Consider the following 17,471-nt stretch of genomic DNA (forward strand, 5'->3'; position numbering starts at 1 on the left):
TTCGAGCACCGGCCGTCCTACCTCTCCAGTACGACGGCCAGTCCCTGGCCGACCCCGATGCAGAGGGCGGCCAGGCCGGTGCCGGAACCGGCCGCCGACAGTTGGTGGGCGACCGTCCCGGTGATGCGGGCCCCCGAGGCGCCCAGGGGATGGCCCAGGGCTATCGCCCCGCCGTACGGGTTGACGATCCCGGGGTCCAGCTCGGGCAGCTCGGCGAGGCAGCCGAGCGCCTGCGCCGCGAACGCCTCGTTCAGCTCGACGGTCGTCAGGTCGCCGAATCCCTTGCCCGCCTTGGCCAGGGCCTTCTTGACGGCTTCGACCGGGCCGAGGCCGAAGTAGCGGGGTTCGAGCGCGCTGACGCCGCTCGCGGTGATCCTGGCCAGGGGTTCGCGCCCGCGCAGCCCGGCCTCGTCGGTGAGCAGCAGCGCCGCGGCGCCGTCGTTGAGCGGGGAGGAGTTGCCCGCGGTGACGGTGCCGTCCGCGCGGAAGGCGGGCTTCAGCCGGGCGAGCGCCTCCAGCGAGCTGTCCTCGCGGATGCCCTCGTCCCGGGTGAGGTCGCCGACGGGGACGATCTCGCGGTCGAAGGACGCCTTGGCCGCCTTCTGATGGCTGGCCAGCGCGAACACGTCCTGCTCGGCCCGGGATATGCGGTGTTTGTCGGCGATCAACTCGGCGCCTTCGCCGAGGGGGACCGTGTGCTCGGCGGGCATCCTCGGGTTGACCAGCCGCCAGCCGAGCGTGGTGGAGACCAGCTCCTGACCCTTGGCCGGGAAGGCCCGGTCCGGCATGGGCAGCACCCACGGCGCGCGGGTCATCGACTCCACGCCGCCCGCGATCACCGTGGCGGCGTCGCCGAGGGCGATCGCCCGGTACGCCTGGATGACGGCCTCCATGCCGGAGCCGCACAGCCGGTTCACGGTCGCGCCCGGCGTGGTCACCGGGAGCCCGGCCAGCAGCGCGGCCATCCGGGCCACGTTGCGGTTCTCCTCGCCGGCGCCGTTGGCGTTGCCGAGGATCACCTCGTCGGCGGCGACCTCGCCGTTGCGGTCCACCAGCGCCTTGATGACGTGCGCGGCCAGGTCGTCGGGCCGGACGCCGGCCAGCGCCCCGCCGTAGCGCCCGAAGGGGGTGCGCACAGCGTCCAGGACGTAGACGGTTTTCACGAAAGGACCTCCGCGTTCGTACGGTCGCGTAGTTGCGTGACGCTCACGCCGGGCGCGGTCTCCACCAGTGCCAGGCCCTGGTCGGTGACGTCGAGGACACCGAGGTCGGTGATGATCCGATGCACGCACGCCTTGCCGGTGAGCGGCAGCGAGCACTCCTCGACGATCTTCGGGGAGCCGTCCTTGGCGGTGTGGTCCATGATCACGAGCACCTTGCGGGCGCCGTGGACCAGGTCCATGGCCCCGCCCATACCCTTGACGAGCTTCCCGGGAACCATCCAGTTGGCCAGATCGCCGCGCGCCGAGACCTGCATCGCGCCCAGCACCGCGACGTCGATGTGACCGCCCCGGATCATGCCGAACGACAGCGACGAGTCGAAGAACGACGCCCCCGGCCGTACGGTCACCGTCTCCTTGCCCGCGTTGATCAGGTCCGGATCGATCTCCTCCGGCGTCGGGTAGGGGCCGACGCCGAGGATGCCGTTCTCCGAGTGCAGGGTCACGTCCACGTCGGACGGCAGGAAGGACGGGATCCGGGTGGGCAGCCCGATGCCGAGGTTGACGTAGTCGCCGTCGCGCAGCTCGGCCGCCGCGCGCGCGACCATCTCGTCGCGGGTCCAGCTCATGACGCGGTCCCTTCCGGGGGAGTGGAGACGGTACGCCGTTCGACGGGCTTGACGGCGGCCTGTTCGGGGGTGAGCGCCACGATGCGGTCGATGAAGACCCCCGGCAGGTGGACCTCGTCGGGATCGAGCTCGGTCAGCTCCTCGACCTCGGCGATCGCGATGCGCGCGGCCATCGCGGCCAGCGGGTTGAAGTTCCTGGCGGCCTTGTTGAAGACCAGGTTGCCGTGCCGGTCCCCCTTCGCCGCCCGGATCAGCGCGTAGTCGGTGGTGATGGCGTGCTCCAGCACGTACTGCCGGCCCGCGAACTCGCGGACCTCCTTGGGCGGTGAGGCGAGGGCGACCGACCCGTCAGGAGCGTGCCGCAGCGGCAGCCCGCCGTCGGCGACCGGCGTGCCGACCCCGGCCGGGGTGTAGAAGGCGGGGATGCCGCTGCCGCCGGCCCGCAGCCGCTCGGCCAGGCTGCCCTGCGGGGTCAGCTCCACCTCCAGCTCGCCGCCCAGGTATTGCCGGGCGAACTCCTTGTTGTCACCGATGTAGGAGGCGGTCACATGGGCGATCCGCCGATCGGCCAGCAGGGTGCCCAGGCCGCCGCCGTCGACTCCGCAGTTGTTCGACACGACGCTGATGCCGCGTACGCCGGAATCGTGCAACGCCTGGATCAGCACGTCCGGAATGCCGCACAGGCCGAAGCCGCCGACCGCGAACGACGCGCCGTCCCGAACATCGGCCAGCGCCTCATGGGCGGTGACCACCACCTTGTCTCTCCGCACGGCACTCCGCTTCATATGTGTTCGCTAGGTGAACTTTAATTCATTATTATCGTCGAGTATGGGGAGCCGAATCGTTCCCTGTCAAAGTTCTCAAGGACTCGAGGACTCGAAGGAGGAGAGCGGATGGAACCGGCGGGCACTCTGGAACGCGGGCTGGCCGTCCTGCGCGTGCTGGCCGCCGGCCCCAGGTGGCCGATGCGCGCGACTGACCTGGTGCGGGCCACCGGCCTGGCCAGATCGACGGTCGACCGGATCGTGGCCACGCTCGTCCGGCTCGGCTACGTACGAGCCGAGGAACGCGACGTGCTGCTCGCGCCGCGCCTGATGGAGCTGGGCGAGGCGTACCTGGCGTGTGGCGGTCTGGGCGCGGCCCTCGACGGGTACGCCGAGCGGCTCGCCGACGAGCTGGACGAGTCGGTTTCGCTGGCCGTGCGGGACGGCGACGGGGTCCGCTTCGTCGGCCGCTTCGCCCGGCGACGCACGATGTCGGTGGCCTTCCGGGTGGGCGACCTGCTGCCCGCCGACCGCTGCGCGGCCGGCCTGATCCTGCTCGACCCCGCCGCACGGTGGGCCGAGGACGACCAGCTCGTCGAGCCCGGCGTGGTGGCGGTCGCGGTGCCCGTGCGGGACGCGAGCGGAACGACGGTCTGCGCGCTGACCGTGGCCAGCCACACCAGCAGACACACGGCCGCGGGTCTGCGTGATCACGCTCTGCCCAGCCTGCTGAAGACAGCGGGGGAGATGGAAACGGCACTGGCCGACCCGGTCGCGTCGCGTGACCGGGTCGTCGCGGGAGTGGACGCGTCGCGGGCCACGAAGGAGGAGCTGGGGGCGGGCTATCTTCAGTCGCTGGCTCGCGGCCTGGCCGTGCTGGTGTCGCTCGGCTCGGCGCGTGGCGGGCTCACGCTCGCCGCCGCGGCCAAGGTCACCGGCCTGCCTCGGGCCACTGTCCGGCGCGCGGTGCAGACCCTGGAACAGCTGGGGTACGTCACGGCCGACGGCAGCCGGTTCGTCCTGCTGCCCAGGGTGCTGGAGCTCGGGTACGCCCATCTGTCGGGCCGGACCTTCGGCGAGATCGTCCAGCCGCACCTCGTGGACCTGGTGGCGCGGGTCCACGAGTCGGCCTCGGTCGCGATGCTGTCCGGCGACGACGTCGTCTACGTGGCGCGCGTGCCGACCGTCGCCATCATGAGCGTCGACATCACCGTCGGCACCCGCTTCCCCGCGTACGCCACCTCGATGGGCCGGGTCCTCCTGGCCGACCTGCCCGGGGAACGGCTGGCCGGGATGCCCTCACCCCCGCTGACCCCCCACACGCTCACCGCACCCGCCGACCTGGCGGCAGCCGTACGGCAGGCGGCCGTGGACGGCTACGCCCTCGTCGACCAGGAGCTGGAGGAAGGCGTGCGGTCCATCGCGGTGCCCATCCGCGACCGGAGCGGCCGGGTCGTCGCGGCCGTCAACGTCGCCACCCACGCCAGCCGCGCCACCCCCGCCGAGCTGCTCCGCGACGTCCTGCCCGCACTCACTGAGGCGGCGGCACGCATGGAAGCGGATCCGTTGATCAGGGCCATGGCCAGGACGGCGCTGAACGTACCGGCCGGGATGCCCTGGCCCAGGTTGCAGCTGCCGTCGGAGTCGCCCGGGACCTTGACCCAGAAGACGTACTCGGCGCCGCTCGTCTGCTTGGCCGGCACGCTGCCCAGTCTGCGGCCGGGCGGGTTGCACCAGCTGTCCTGGCCGGTCCAGGGGCCGTTGCCGTTACGGCTGGTGTCGATCACGTACTTCTTGGCGCCGACGGTCCCGGACAGGTAGCCGTTGACCGCGACGGAGTAGCTCTCGGAGTCGGCCGTGGTGATGTAGTTGGACACGTTCACGGAGAAGCCGCGCGTGCTGGCGATGCCCGACTTGACCAGCCGCGTGGCCATGTCGGCGGCCGGAACCCAGGTGGCGTTGCCCGCGTCGAGGTAGACCCAGGCGTTCGGTGCCTGAGCACTCAGCACCTGGGTGGCGTCCAGCAGCATCTTGTACTGGTCTTCCGGATCCTTGCCGATCTGGGTCACGCAACTGGCGGCGGCGACGCCGTCGGGCTCCAGCACGACGATCGCGTGCCTGGTGCCGATCGCCTTGGCGAACTCGGTGATCCAGGTGTGATACCCGGCCGCGTCGCCCGCGCCGCCGCCCGACTGGCCCGCGCACGCGTCGCGGTTCGGGATGTTGTACGCCACCAGCATCGGCAGCTTGTCCGCGGCCTGGGCGGCGCCGACGTAGGTGTCCACGGCCAGCGTGAGGTCGGGGAACCAGCCGCCGAACCACTCGAAGATCGGCTTGTTGGCGATGTTCGAGCCGATGGCGATGCCCTCGGTCGTGTTCTGGTGGGTGGAGACATACTTGGCGGGGTTTGACTGGTCCGAGACGTACAGCGCCGTCGGCCGGGTCGTCTGCGTCTCCATCAGCGAGACGTTGTCGAAGCGGACCGTCGGGGTGGCGCCGGACCCGCCGAGCTGGAAGGTCACCTCGGCGGCCGTGTTGGTGGCGGCCGCGGCCACGAACGGGATGCTGTAGCGCCTGCTTCCCGTGGTGAGCTGGACGGGCGCGGCCAGCGACTGGTTGGAGCTGGGCGTCGCCACGTACTGCACGGTAGTGGTGGCCTTGAAGGCCGTCGTGGAGTACGCGTCGAACGAGAGCGTGTAGTTCTTGCCCGCGGTCAGAGCGGCCGTGGTGGGACTGGCCACCATGGCGTCCCACGGGTTGGTGACGACGGCCGTCACGTTCACCCGCATGCGGGCGGACTCGGCCGTGACCGTCGTCTGGCCGATCGCCTGCCAGGGGGCGGTCGAGCTGGTGAAGAGGCCGTTGCCGATCAACTGGGCGGCGGCGGAGGCAGGTGCGGGTACGACCAGGACGGCAGCCACGACCGCGGTTAAGGCTGCGGCGGCTTTTGCTGCGATAAATCGCACTAAATCACCTTTCAGTGGTTTCGCTCGAAGAGCGTCGTCGGCGCAGGCGCTGGGCGCACACGCCGGCCGCACTCGAAAAGACATGCCGGACCTCTCTCGGCGCGGTACCGCAGCGTCGGCGCTGATCATTACTGACCACCCTAGATACGGTCAAGGGATTGCGTATGGAAAAAGGTCCGTAACCCTGGCCCTCTTCTCTATGGGCCAGGTCATGGTCTACCGTTTATGGGAGCGCTCCCATTCAGTTTGCCGACGGCATCTACGCAGGCCAGGTCTGTTTTTCTGAGAGAGGTACCGCCATATGACGGCTCTGGTTCGCCGTGGACTTCCCACCGCGCCCACGGCCGCCTGTTGTGGAAGCGGGCGGGACGATCGAGCGGATGGTCAAGACCTTTAGCTCCGCACGGTGATGATCCCCATGCGGATGGGGATCATCCCGCTTTGTATGGTCATGGTCCGGCTGGCCGCCAGATCATCGGCGGCATGATGGAAGGGTCCGTCAAGGCATGAGCTTTCTCTGGGGCGCGGCGACGTCCAGCTATCAGATCGAGGGCGCGTTCGCGGACGACGGCAGGGGGACGTCCATTTGGGACACCTTCAGCCGCATTCCCGGCAAGGTGCGCGGTGCTGAGAACGGCGATGTGGCCTGCGACCACTACCACCGTTACGTCGACGATGTGCAGGTGATGGCGGGGCTGGGGTTGCAGGCGTACCGGTTCTCCGTCGCGTGGCCGAGGATCGTGCCGGAGCGCGGGGTGGTGAACCAGCGCGGCCTCGATTTCTATCGCCGCCTGGTGGACACGCTGCTGGAGCGCGGCATCACGCCGTGGCCGACGCTCTACCACTGGGACCTGCCGCAGTACTTGGAGGACGCGGGCGGGTGGCCTAACCGCGACACGGCCTATCGATTCGCGGAATATGCCGACATTGTGCATACGGCGTTGCGGGATCGGGTGGCGAACTGGACGACGCTGAACGAGCCGTGGTGTGCCGGGCTGCTCGGATACGCCGGCGGCGAGCACGCGCCGGGGCGTCAGGAGCCGTCCGAGGCCGTCAAGGCGGTGCACCACCTGCTATTGGGCCACGGCCTCGCCATCCCCCTTCTGTCCGGAAATATCGGCATTACGTTGAATATGTCGCACGTGATGCCCGCCACGGCGTCGGCCGCGGACGTGGACGCCGCTCGCCGGATAGACGGTATTCAGAACCGGCTGTTCATCGATCCGGTGCTGCTCGGCTCGTACCCCGAGGACGTCGTCGGCGACCTGGCGCCCCACAGCGACTTCTCCCACGTCCTGGACGGGGACCTGAAGATCATCTCCCGGAAGATCGACATGCTGGGGATCAACTACTATTCCCCCGCCCTGGTGGCGGCTGGCGAGCCCGCGCCGTTCGGCAGCACGCCGTGGATCGGCGCCGAACACGTCCGCTGGGTGGACGGCGGGCGCAAGCGCACCACGATGGACTGGGAGATCGACGAGAACGGCCTGCTGGAGCTCCTCCAGCGGGTGCACAAGGACTACCCCGCCATCGACCTCTACGTCACCGAGAACGGCGCGGCCTTCGCCGACGAGTTGAGCGCGGACGGGGCCGTGCACGACCCGGACCGCATCGATTACCTGGAACGCCACATCAACGCCTGCGCCGAGGCGACTCGCCGGGGCGTGCCGCTCAAGGGCTACTTCGCCTGGTCCCTGCTGGACAACTTCGAGTGGGCCCACGGGTACGGGCAGCGGTTCGGCATCGTGCACGTGGACTTCGACACGCAGCAGCGCACCCCGAAGGACTCCGCCCTCTGGTACGCGGCCCGCATCCGAGAGGGCGGCCTGGGGTGATCCCGCCGCTCAAGCGGCACAGACCATCGCCCGGCTCATCCGTACTTCTCGGTATATGTACGGGCAACGCGCAGGAGTTCGGACTCCATCCACTCGGCGGCGGCCAGTGTGCGCGGGAGCAGGTGGCGCTCCGTGGTGGCGGCGCGGAGCAGCAGCGCCGCGGTGATGTCGTGGTCGGGGCGGCGGACGACGGTGATCGGATCGTCCGCGCGGATCTCTCCCGGCGCGATCACCCGTAGCAGCGCCCCGGTGCGCCCCACCTCGATGAACCGCTTCATCCAGCCCTGCTCTCCGACCCAGCCCGCGAAGGTGCGGCAGGGAATCCGGCCGGCGGTCACCTCGACCACCAGGTCGGAGCCCACCTGCCAGCGTTCCCCGATCAGCGCCTCGGTCACGTCCAGACCGGACGTGGTGAGGTTCTCGCCGAAGGCGCCGTTGGCGAGCGTACGGCCGAGGGCCTGCTCCCAGGTGTCCAGGTCCTCACGCGCGAACGCGTACACCGCCCGGTCACCGCCGCCGTGGAAGCGGCGATCGCAGACGGCGTCCCCGGCCACGCCGCCGCCCGCCGTGCCCTTGGGGCCGACCGGCGACACCTGGACCGGCCCCGGCACCGGACGCTTGTCGATGCCCGTCACCCCGCCCGCGGCATCGGTGTAGTCCACGGGCATGGGGCGGCCGACGTTGACCGACAGAAGTCTCATGGTTCCCAAGCATTACGGACACTGGCCATGCGGAGCGAACACTTTTGGGGCGATCGGTGAAGGAGGGGGGACCGATCCCCGCTACGGAAGACAGGCGATGACTCGAAGAGCTACGACATGGCCCCGATGACGGAGCGGGAGGAGGACGCCGCGATCATCGAGCGGTCCTTACGGGAGCCGGAGTGCTTCGCCGAGCTGTTCGACCGCTACCACGCGCCGATCCACGGCTATGCCGAGCGGCGCCTCACCCGGCCCCTGGCCGACGACATCGCCGCCGAGACGTTCCTGATCGCGTTCGGCCGGCGCGACACCTACGACCTGTCCCGGCCGGACGCCCGGCCCTGGCTGTACGGGATCGCCTCGAACCTGATCTCCCGTCACCACCGGGCCGAGGTCCGGCAGTACCGCGCGCTGGCCAGGTCCGGTGTCGAGGAGAGCAGCGAGGACCACGCCGACCGGATCGCCGGCTCGCTGGCGGACCGCCCCTGGCTGGCGGCGGCCCTGGCCAAGCTGCCCGCCGCGGAACGCGACGTGCTGCTGCTGGTCGCCTGGGCCGAGCTGACCTCCGAAGAGGCGGGCAAGGCGCTCGGTGTCGCGGCGGGCACGGTCCGGTCCCGGCTCCACCGGGCTCGTACGAAGATCCGCGCCGCGCTGGACCCGGCACTCACCAGAAAGGGCAGTTGATCATGAACGAACACCCGGACGCCGATCTGGACGCCCTGCGCCGGGCCTGGCCCGAGCCCGCCCCGCCGTCCCATGACACCTGTTCCGCCGCCAGGGCCGCGCTCCTCCAGGAGGTCACCGCGGCGGTTCCCCGGCGTGCGCGCCGCTTCCGCCTGCCTCGCGCGGGCGGGCGCGTCCTCGCGGTGGGGGCACTGGCCGTCGCGATCACGGTGGTCGCCGTGGTCGCCGAGAACGTGGGAGTCGACGCGCCGCGCCCGATCGTCCCCGGCCTGGCGCTGCCGGCCGCCAACGCGCAGGTACTGCTGCACAAGGCGGCCGCCGCCGTCCGCGACCGGCCCTTCACCGCGCCCCGCCCGGACCAATGGATCTACATGGAGACGCGCTACCAGGGGGTCGGCAATGCCGCCCCAGGCAAGGCACAGACCCCGGAGACGCCGCTGAAGACCAGGGTGGATCGGAGCTGGACGCGGGCCGACGGCAAGGTAGTGGCCACCTTCGAAGGCGGCAAGCTGGTCCGCTCGCCCACCGGAGGTGGCATGCCCCCCACCAGCTTCGCCAAGGTAGCGGCGCTGCCAACGGATCCCGATGCGCTCCTGGCCTGGCTGTACGGATACCTGGGTGATCGCCAAGGGCGGGATGTCATCGCCTACAAGCTGCTCGGCTCCCTGCTCGGCAACAACCTCGTCCCCCCGGCCCAGGAGGCGGCCGTCTACCAGGCGATGGCCAAGATCCCCGGGGTGACGGTGAACCCAGACGCGGTAGACGTCGCCGGACGTCCGGCGCTGGCCGTCGGCTGTGTCGAGGACGGCTGGGTGAGTCAGGAGATTCTGCTCGACCGGACCACCTACACGTACCTGGGCGAGCGTGGCGTTGCCATCGCCGACTACACGTCCCCCGAACCGGACACCTTCTTTGCGATCAAGAAAGGGACGATCATGAGCCGCTCCGTCCGCCTCGCCATCGGAATCACCGACAAGCCCGGAGTACGGCCCTGAACGGTGGTACGGCCCGCCTGCGCCGGTGGGCGGCGTCGCTGCTGCTGGTGCTCCCGTCGGCGGTCAACCTGGCCGGCGGGCTCACCTGGATCTGGACACCGTCGCTGCCACTCCCACTGCTCCACCTGCTGACGCGGGCCGGCCTGCTGGACGGGTGGCTGGTGCTGGACCTCCTGGCCGCCTCGGGCGTGCTGGGCGGGGCCGCCTTGGCGGCGCTGGCGGCACAGGAGAGGACCGCCACCGACCTGCTGCTCGCCGCGGTATCGGCGATCAGCCTCGCCGCCGCCGTGATCGGAGGGGCGTGGCTGCCCACTTGGTACGGCGTGGCGTACGGGGGAGCGCTGGTCATGTTACGGAGCTCCGGCCGACGCCGTCCCGACTGATCATTGGTCGACGTCTCCCCGCGATCACATTGTGAACGTTTCACCGGCCGCACCTGAGATGACCCGGCAAGACCTCAAGGCCCCGAGTCCGTGCCTTGACGCTCCCCGTACGGCCGAGCAGACTCACCGGCGATCCCCTCAAGTGTTAGCGATAACAGCGAGGTGGCACATGGCACGATCTATCCTCTCCCTGGTGAGCGTGCTGCTCGTGGCGGTGGCGGCGGCGGTGATCGCCGTCCGCCCGGCCGGTGCGGTGGCGGCCTATCCCAATCCCGGGTACGTGACCGGCAGCATCGGCGTGCACGATCCGTCGGTCGTGAAGACGTCGAGCGGCTACCTCCTGGCGCATACCGGAAACAACATCGCCCTCAAGACGTCCACCGACCGGACGGCCTGGCGGGACGCGGGTGTGGCCTTCCCCGGCGGCGCGTCATGGGCGCTGCCGTACACCGGGGGCGGCGCCAGCCTGTGGGCGCCGGACATCTCCCGCCACAACGGCAAGTACTACATGTACTACTCCGCCTCCACGTTCGGCTCCCGCAACTCGGCGATCTTCCTGGCCACCAGTGCCACCGGCGCCTCGGGTACGTGGGCCAACCAGGGCCTGGTCATCTCCACCACCTCGTCCAGCAGCTACAACGCGATCGACCCCAACCTGATCACGGACGCCTCCGGCAACTGGTGGCTGTCGTTCGGATCGTTCTGGACCGGTATCAAGCTGATCCCGCTCAACTCCTCGACCGGGCTGCGCTCCGGGACCGCGCTCTCCTCGATCGCGCAGCGCACCGGCGGCAGCACGGCCGTGGAGGCGCCGTTCATCTTCCGGCACGGGTCGTACTACTACCTGTGGGTCTCGTTCGACCTGTGCTGCCAGGGCGCGTCGAGCACGTACCGGATCATGGTCGGCCGGTCGACCGGTGTCACCGGCCCGTACGTGGATCGCAACGGCACCGCCATGACCTCCGGCGGCGGCACGCAGGTCCTGGCCGGGCACGGCGGCGTCCACGGGCCGGGCCATCAGGCGGTGATCACGGACAGCGACGCCGACGTGCTCTTCTACCACTACTACGCCGACAACGGCGCCCCGCTGCTCGGCATCAACCTCATCGCCTACGACAGCGCCGGCTGGCCCTACGTCTACTGAGCCGCGCTGAATCGCACTGAGTCGCACTGAGCCGTCCACGCCACCACCACCCCTCACTCCCTGGAGCCAGGCATGCTTCCCGCGCGAAGGTGCTCCCTCTCTCTCGTGCTCGTCGTGGTCCTCGCCCTGACCGGAACCATGGACGTCAACGTCGCCTCCGCCGCCGTGGCCAAGCAGGTGGAGAACCTGGATCGCGGCCTGATCAGCGTCCATTCCAGCAGCGGCAACCTGGTGTCCTGGCGCCTGCTCGGCACCGAGGGCCTGAGCGCCGGGTTCAACCTCTACCGAGGCGGCACCCTCCTGAACTCGTCGCCCATCACGAACTCGACGAACTACCTCGACTCCGGCGCCGCGGCGAGTTCCGCGTACACCGTCCGCGCGGTGGCCGGCGGTGTCGAGCAGGCGCCCTCCGCGGCGGCGACGCAGTTCGCCAGTGGTTACCTGGACGTCCCGATCCAGCGGCCCGCCGGCGGCACCACCCCTGACGGGGTCGCCTACACCTACAGCGCGAACGATGCGAGCGTGGGCGACCTGGACGGCGACGGCCGCTACGAGTTCGTGCTCAAGTGGGATCCGTCCAACGCCAAGGACAACTCCCAGTCCGGCTACACCGGGAACGTGTACGTGGACGCGTACAGGCTGAACGGGACCCGCCTGTGGCGTATCGACCTGGGCCGCAACATCCGGGCCGGGGCGCACTACACCCAGTTCCAGGTGTACGACTACGACGGCGACGGCAGGTCCGAGGTCGCGATGAAGACCGCCGACGGGAGCGTGGACGGCACCGGCAGGGTCATCGGCTCCGCGTCCGCGGACTACCGCAACTCCTCCGGCTACGTCCTGTCCGGGCCCGAATATCTGACCATGTTCAACGGCCAGACCGGGGCGGCCATGTCCACGGTCTCCTACAACCCGCCGCGCGGGACCGTGTCGAGCTGGGGCGACTCCTACGGCAACCGGGTTGACCGGTTCCTGGCCGGTACGGCGTACCTGGACGGGCAGCGGCCCAGCCTGATCATGGCGCGGGGCTACTACACGCGTACGGTGATCGCCGCCTGGGACTTCCGCGCCGGGGCGCTGACCCAGCGGTGGACGTTCGACTCCAACGTGTCCGGCTCCCAGTACGAGGGGCAGGGCAACCACCAGTTGTCGGTCGCGGACGTCGACGCCGACGGCCGGGACGAGATCGTCTACGGCTCGGAGGCGATCGACGACAACGGGAGCCCGCTGTGGAACACGCGGCTGTTCCACGGTGACGCCCTGCACGTCGGCGACCTGATCCCGGCCCGCTCCGGCCTTGAGGTGTTCAAGCCGCACGAGAACACCAACCAGCCCGCCACCTCCATGGTCGACGCCCGGACCGGAGCCGTCATCTGGACGAACCCCTCCTGCGGGTGCGACAACGGGCGCGGCGTGTCCGACGACGTGTACGCGGGCAGCGCGGGCGCCGAGTCGTGGTCGTCGGCCGTCTCCGGGCTGCTCAACACCTCCGGCGCGAACATCGGCCGCAAGCCCGGCTCGACCAACTTCGTGGTGTGGTGGGACGCCGACCCGGTCCGCGAACTGCTCGACGGCACGCACATCGACAAGTACGGCACCGGCGCCGACACCCGTCTGCTCACCGGTTCGGGCGTGCATTCCAACAACAGCACCAAGGCGACCCCGTCGCTGTCCGCCGACCTGTTCGGCGACTGGCGCGAGGAGGTCGTCTGGCCGACGACGTCGGAGACGGCGCTGCGGATCTACAGCACTCCCACCGCCACGACGCAGCGGCTGTGGACCCTCATGCACGACCCGCAGTATCGGGTGGCGATCGCCTGGCAGAACAGCGCCTACAACCAGCCACCGCACCCGAGCTACTTCCTCGGCAACGGCATGTCCACCCCGGCCCAGCCGAACATCTACGTGCGTTAGCTGCCTTCCCAACGTCGAGTGGTCTAGTCGCCGTTGGTGACGGTCGCGGCGACGCGTTCGGCCAGCCCGCCCGGGGGCCGGGTGAAGCGGGTCGGCAGTGGCCCGCCCGCGAGCTTGCCCAGGGCGCGCAGCCAGGGGCGGGCCTGGTCCAACGCCTGCTGCTGAGCCTGCTCGGCATCGACGCTGGCGAGGTGGTCGTCGGCCCATCCCGCCACGGCCCGGGCCAGCAGTTCATGCTCGGCACAGGCCTGGCGTACCTTGGCCTCCAGTCCGGCCACCTGCGCCAGCAGCAGCTGCAGCCGACTCGACCGGGAGGTGCGCTCCAGGCCGTCCAGCTCGGCCAGGCGCTGCGGCCAGAGCAGCAGCTCGGTCAGCTCCGCGCACGTCGCGGCGACGATCGCCGGCCGGCCGGCCTGGCCGTCCTCCTGCTCGGCGTGCAGCCGCACCGCGGTGGCGACGGCGTGTTCGGCGCTCTTCCGGAAGTCGGCCAGCCGTCCGGTGAGCGCGCCTTGCAACAGTCGTACGCGGTGCTTCAGACAGGCCGCACTCCAACCCTGCACCAGCACCCGCTCGGCGGTGGCCTCGGCGTGCCAGCCGACCCGGGCCACCTGCCGGGCCATGCGCTGGTGCACCACCCAGGACGGCCCCTTCCCGTCGGCTCCGGACAGGTCCGCCCACACGCGCACCCCGCCCAGCGGCAGCGGTACGGTCTGCAGGCGGGCCTGATCGGGCGACAGCGGCGTACAGATCCGCTCGATCACCTCATAATGCGGCACTGAAAGCACGGAGCGCCGGCCCCTCAGGGCTGGCTCGTGGTGGGCCATCGCGCGGCTCCCTTCAGCAGGGCTCTACAAACCCACACTCAGGACAACGTACTAATCGCTTGGCTGGCGATCGGGGTGAAGCGTGTCTCTTGGGTCAGCGGTGAATGTTCGCGCTAATGTGGCAAAAATCAGCTTATGCCGAGTTTGGCGGCGATGCGCTGGTAGGGCGCTGCGATTGTGCGGGAGCGGGAATGTCACGCCGGCAGTGATGGCGATAATGCTGCTCAAAAGGGCGACAATGATCAGCCGCTGTCGTGTCGTTCTTCGTGGTGGGGCGGCAACCGCTGGCCCGCGGCCCGGTGCCGGTCGACCCGGTCCGCGACCTCAGTAAGGCGCGCACATATGTGCTCGAGCTTCTCATGGGCTTGATTTCGCTCCGCGATGATCGCGGCCAGCAGCAGGGCGGTCAGCGACGCGGCCCCGTTGAACGCCTGAAGGGTGACCATGTTGAGGAAGAGGTCGTGTTCGGCGAACGGGCCGGAACCTTGCGCGGCCGCGACGATCGCGATCGTCGACACGATCAGCGCGCATGCCGCGGCGCCCGCCAACTGGAAACGCAGGGCGGCCCAGATCAGGAAGGGGAAGACGAGGAAGAGCAGGTTGAAGGAGCTCACCGTTGCCACCAGCGTGACGAGGAGCGTGCCCACGGCCAAGGCCACCGCCTCGACCCAACGGGACAGACTGGCGTTCCACGGGGCCCGGGACGTGCGCAGCACCAGCAGAACGGGCGTGACCACGAGCACGCCCATCGCGTCGCCCGCCCACCACACCGACCACGTCGGCCAGAAGTCGCCGCTCCGCAGCGCGCCGGCGAGCAGGAGCACACCACTGCCCACCGTCGCGCTGATCATCATCCCGATGAAGGCGCCGAGGAACACCAGCGCCAGCGCGTCCCGCAACCGATCCAGATCGATGGAGAAACGGGTGCGAACGAGCATGAGGTAAGCGCACAGCGGAGCGAAGGTGTTCCCCACGGAGATCGCCGCGACCGCGAGCAACGACGGCCCGAGCGACAGGTTGACCAGGAACGCACCGAGAGTGATCCCCGGCCAGACCCGGCTGCCCATGAGGAGGAGACAGGCCAGTGCGATGCCCGTCGGTGGCCAGAGCGGCGTGACCTGCCCGCCGACCATCTCCTCCCGCAACCCCACCTTGGCGGCCGCGAAATAGGCGCCTGCGACGGCGAGGACCCGCAAGATGTTCGCGGCAAGTGACCGGGGCTCATTGTCGTTCAGCACAACAGCCTCCAACATGCTCCTGGCCTGGATCATCGCCCCGGGCTCCGTATGTGGCCGGCCAAGTAGACGTGGGCACGGCCGGTTCTGCCGCCACCCGCGGTGGACAGCCGGGCCTGATCGGTCCCCTCTTCGACGCCTCACTCCCCGTCACCTGCGGAAACTTCCCCCCATGACATTCTGCTACGGGATGGGCCGCTGGTCACCGACCGCTGGACGGGCTTCTCGCGCACGCGAAGTGCGGCCCGAGCCCGCCGGCTTCCAGGCGTCACTCGCAGGTCCACCGAGCTGGGCTGCAACTTCTGCGGCAGCCGATGTATACCTGCGGTTTGATGCGTTACGGGCGGTGCCGGAGTTAGCGTGGCGGATGCACATCAGCGCCGTATCGCTCGTCCGGCGGGTGTCCGCGTCCCACCCCCTGCTCCTCGACACCGCGCTGGCCCTGACGCTGGTCGTCGGGACGTGGCTGTGGGAGATCTACGAGCCGGGCAAGGGCCGCCCCACCGACGCCTTGTCCCTGACGCTGACCCTGCTGGTGAACGGGCCGCTGGTCCTGCGCAGGCGGGCGCCGGTCGCCGTCCTGCTGGTCTCCACCGGGGCGGCGCTGGTCTACCACCTGCTGGGCTATCACCTCGGCCTCAACAGCATGGGCCCGCTGGTGACGCTCTACACCGTCGCCGTCCAACGGTCCTGGGTGGTCTGCCTGGCCGGGGCCGCGCTGGTCGTGACGGAGTGGGTGCACGCCTCGGTCCACCAGCCCGGCGTCGCGCTGTGGTCGGCCCTCGGGCAGTCGCTCCTGGTGGCGGGCTACGCCGTGGGCGCGGGCACGAGCAGGCGGCTGCTGGCCGAGCGCACCGGGCAACTCGCGGAGCTGGCCGACCAGCTCAGCAGGGAGCAGGACGCCGCCGCCCGCATCGCCGTCACTCACGAACGGGTGCGGATCGCCCGCGAGCTGCACGACGTCGTCGCCCACCACATGTCGGTGATCTCCATACAGGCGGGCCTCGGCCGTTACGTCGCCCTGGCCGACCCGCCCACCGCGCACGCCGCGCTGGGGGTCATCGCCGACACCACCCACGAGGCGCTGGCCGAGATGCGGCGGTTGCTGTCGATCCTGCGGATCGAGGCCGACGACCAGGACGAGGGGCTGTACACGACGGCCCCCGGGCTCCAGAGCCTCGAACCCCTGGCGGAGCGGATCCGCACGGCCGGGCTGCCGCTCGCGGTGATCGTCGAGGGAGCGGCCCGGCCGCTGCCGCCCGGCCTGGACCTGTGCGCCTACCGCATCGTCCAGGAGTCCCTGACCAACGTGCTGAAGCACGCCGGTTCGGCCACGGTGGAGATCCGGGTGACGTACGGCCCTGCCAAACTGGCGTTACGCGTCACCGACGACGGCGCCGGCGCCACCGGGAGCTCCCGTTCTCGTGGTCACGGATTGATCGGCATGTCCGAACGTGTCAGGCTTTATCAGGGAACGATCACCGCAGGGCCGCGGCCGCTGGGCGGATTCGAGGTGCTGGCGATCTTCCCGCTGCCCCCGCCCGACGATCAGCCCCAAGAAACGAGCTCATGATCAGAGTGCTCGTGGTCGACGATCAGGTGCTCATCCGTGCCGGTCTGGCCGCGCTGCTGCGCGCGGCGGGCCTGGAGGTGGTGGGCGAGGCCGCCGACGGGGAGGAGGCCATACGCCTGGCCGCCGCCGTCAAGCCCGAGGTGATCCTGATGGACATCCGGATGCCGGGCATCAGCGGCATCACCGCCACGGAGCGGATCCTGGCCGCCGCCGAGAGCACGCCGCCCAAGGTGCTCATCCTCACCACCTTCGACCTGGACGAGTACGTCTTCAACGCGCTGCGACTGGGCGCCAGTGGCTTCCTGCTCAAGGACACGCCGCCCGAGCGGCTGATCGCCGCCATCCACACGGTCGCCTCCGGTGACATCCTGCTGGCCCCGATCGCCACGAAGAGGCTGATCGAGGCGTTCGTCGCCCCGCCGCAGGAGGCCGTTGTGTCTCCGCCGCCGGTCCTGGACCGCCTCACCGGCCGCGAGACCGAGGTGCTCGGCCTGGTCGGCCACGCCCTGTCCAACAGGGAGATCGCCGAGCGGCTGTCGGTGAGCGAGGGCACTGTCAAGACCCACCTCAACCGCCTGATGGCCAAGCTGGGCCTGACCAGCCGCGCCCAGGTGGTCGTCCTGTCCTACGACTGCGGCCTGGTCAAACCCGCGTCCCGGTAGGC

The 17,471-nt window shown here is 70.0% G+C and carries 14 protein-coding genes and 2 pseudogenes; 9 read left to right on the top strand and 7 right to left on the bottom strand.

What is annotated here, in order from left to right:
- Positions 1-17 precede the first annotated feature (17 nt).
- From AB0F17_RS04515 to AB0F17_RS04525, 3 genes are read right to left on the bottom strand one after another with little or no spacing between them, the layout of a single operon-like run.
- Entirely contained in the window at positions 18-1,163 is a 1,146-nt protein-coding gene (locus AB0F17_RS04515) for a thiolase family protein (protein WP_358016134.1), read from the bottom strand.
- The gene (locus AB0F17_RS04520) at positions 1,160-1,789 is read right to left on the bottom strand and encodes a CoA transferase subunit B (RefSeq protein ID WP_358016137.1); all 630 of its coding nucleotides are present in this window, start codon (positions 1,787-1,789) and stop codon (positions 1,160-1,162) included. Before AB0F17_RS04520 ends, AB0F17_RS04515 begins: the two co-directional genes overlap by 4 nt.
- Positions 1,786-2,559, bottom strand: a complete 774-nt coding sequence (locus tag AB0F17_RS04525; protein WP_358016140.1) for a CoA transferase subunit A — start codon at positions 2,557-2,559, stop codon at positions 1,786-1,788. The genes AB0F17_RS04520 and AB0F17_RS04525 overlap by 4 nt, the downstream gene beginning before the upstream one ends.
- A 123-nt stretch (positions 2,560-2,682) precedes the next feature.
- Here AB0F17_RS04525 and AB0F17_RS04530 point away from each other — a divergent pair.
- Positions 2,683-4,050, top strand: a pseudogene (locus tag AB0F17_RS04530) (IclR family transcriptional regulator C-terminal domain-containing protein); the annotation flags it as partial.
- Between the two features lie 182 nt (positions 4,051-4,232).
- Here the strand turns inward: AB0F17_RS04530 and AB0F17_RS04535 are convergent.
- A pseudogene (locus AB0F17_RS04535) lies at positions 4,233-5,648 on the bottom strand (glycoside hydrolase family 6 protein); the annotation flags it as partial.
- 377 nt (positions 5,649-6,025) lie between these two features.
- On the opposite strand from AB0F17_RS04535, the gene AB0F17_RS04540 reads away from it, so the two are divergent.
- Complete coding sequence (locus tag AB0F17_RS04540; RefSeq protein WP_358016143.1) at positions 6,026-7,354, top strand: GH1 family beta-glucosidase; 1,329 nt, start codon at positions 6,026-6,028, stop codon at positions 7,352-7,354.
- 35 nt (positions 7,355-7,389) lie between these two features.
- Here the strand turns inward: AB0F17_RS04540 and AB0F17_RS04545 are convergent, their stop codons facing one another.
- Positions 7,390-8,055, bottom strand: a complete 666-nt coding sequence (locus AB0F17_RS04545) for an MOSC domain-containing protein (RefSeq protein ID WP_358016146.1) — start codon at positions 8,053-8,055, stop codon at positions 7,390-7,392.
- 117 nt (positions 8,056-8,172) lie between these two features.
- Between AB0F17_RS04545 and AB0F17_RS04550 the strand changes: the two genes are divergently transcribed.
- The 5 genes from AB0F17_RS04550 (at position 8,173) to AB0F17_RS04570 (ending at position 13,175) form a co-directional block, all read left to right on the top strand.
- On the top strand, positions 8,173-8,739 hold the full coding sequence (locus AB0F17_RS04550) for a sigma-70 family RNA polymerase sigma factor (RefSeq protein WP_358016149.1): 567 nt from the start codon (positions 8,173-8,175) through the stop codon (positions 8,737-8,739).
- 2 nt (positions 8,740-8,741) lie between these two features.
- Positions 8,742-9,734, top strand: a complete 993-nt coding sequence (locus AB0F17_RS04555) for a CU044_5270 family protein (protein WP_358016152.1) — start codon at positions 8,742-8,744, stop codon at positions 9,732-9,734.
- 47 nt (positions 9,735-9,781) lie between these two features.
- Positions 9,782-10,117 carry a hypothetical protein gene (locus tag AB0F17_RS04560; RefSeq protein WP_358016155.1) on the top strand — a complete coding sequence of 112 codons (336 nt, stop codon included), beginning with the start codon at positions 9,782-9,784 and terminating at the stop codon, positions 10,115-10,117.
- A 169-nt stretch (positions 10,118-10,286) separates the two neighbouring features.
- On the top strand, positions 10,287-11,261 hold the full coding sequence (locus tag AB0F17_RS04565) for an arabinan endo-1,5-alpha-L-arabinosidase (protein ID WP_358016158.1): 975 nt from the start codon (positions 10,287-10,289) through the stop codon (positions 11,259-11,261).
- A 138-nt stretch (positions 11,262-11,399) separates the two neighbouring features.
- Positions 11,400-13,175 carry a rhamnogalacturonan lyase gene (locus tag AB0F17_RS04570; protein WP_358017351.1) on the top strand — a complete coding sequence of 592 codons (1,776 nt, stop codon included), beginning with the start codon at positions 11,400-11,402 and terminating at the stop codon, positions 13,173-13,175.
- A 23-nt stretch (positions 13,176-13,198) separates the two neighbouring features.
- Here the strand turns inward: AB0F17_RS04570 and AB0F17_RS04575 are convergent, their stop codons facing one another.
- Positions 13,199-13,936 (bottom strand): hypothetical protein, encoded by a 738-nt coding sequence (locus AB0F17_RS04575; RefSeq protein ID WP_358016161.1) that lies wholly within the window; start codon positions 13,934-13,936, stop codon positions 13,199-13,201.
- A gap of 305 nt (positions 13,937-14,241) precedes the next feature.
- Positions 14,242-15,237: an MASE1 domain-containing protein gene (locus AB0F17_RS04580; RefSeq protein WP_358016164.1), complete on the bottom strand. Its 996-nt coding sequence runs from the start codon at positions 15,235-15,237 to the stop codon at positions 14,242-14,244.
- 343 nt (positions 15,238-15,580) lie between these two features.
- Here AB0F17_RS04580 and AB0F17_RS04585 point away from each other — a divergent pair, with 343 nt between their 5' ends.
- Positions 15,581-16,807, top strand: a complete 1,227-nt coding sequence (locus tag AB0F17_RS04585; protein WP_358016167.1) for a histidine kinase — start codon at positions 15,581-15,583, stop codon at positions 16,805-16,807.
- Complete coding sequence (locus tag AB0F17_RS04590) at positions 16,804-17,469, top strand: response regulator transcription factor (RefSeq protein ID WP_358016170.1); 666 nt, start codon at positions 16,804-16,806, stop codon at positions 17,467-17,469. Before AB0F17_RS04585 ends, AB0F17_RS04590 begins: the two co-directional genes overlap by 4 nt.
- Positions 17,470-17,471: the final 2 nt, after the last annotated feature.

Origin of the sequence: Nonomuraea sp. NPDC026600 (genome assembly GCF_040638335.1) — a bacterium.
GTDB lineage: Bacteria > Actinomycetota > Actinomycetes > Streptosporangiales > Streptosporangiaceae > Nonomuraea.

Excerpts from the sequence above, each read along its gene's own strand:
- AB0F17_RS04520 (WP_358016137.1), bottom strand. The coding sequence starts at position 1,789 with ATGAGCTGGACCCGCGACGAGATGGTCGCGCGCGCGGCGGCCGAGCTG.
- AB0F17_RS04545 (WP_358016146.1), bottom strand. The coding sequence starts at position 8,055 with ATGAGACTTCTGTCGGTCAACGTCGGCCGCCCCATGCCCGTGGACTAC.
- AB0F17_RS04540 (WP_358016143.1), top strand. The coding sequence starts at position 6,026 with ATGAGCTTTCTCTGGGGCGCGGCGACGTCCAGCTATCAGATCGAGGGC.
- AB0F17_RS04555 (WP_358016152.1), top strand. The coding sequence starts at position 8,742 with ATGAACGAACACCCGGACGCCGATCTGGACGCCCTGCGCCGGGCCTGG.
- AB0F17_RS04565 (WP_358016158.1), top strand. The coding sequence starts at position 10,287 with ATGGCACGATCTATCCTCTCCCTGGTGAGCGTGCTGCTCGTGGCGGTG.
- AB0F17_RS04590 (WP_358016170.1), top strand. The coding sequence starts at position 16,804 with ATGATCAGAGTGCTCGTGGTCGACGATCAGGTGCTCATCCGTGCCGGT.
- AB0F17_RS04570 (WP_358017351.1), top strand. The coding sequence starts at position 11,400 with ATGGACGTCAACGTCGCCTCCGCCGCCGTGGCCAAGCAGGTGGAGAAC.
- AB0F17_RS04550 (WP_358016149.1), top strand. The coding sequence starts at position 8,173 with ATGGCCCCGATGACGGAGCGGGAGGAGGACGCCGCGATCATCGAGCGG.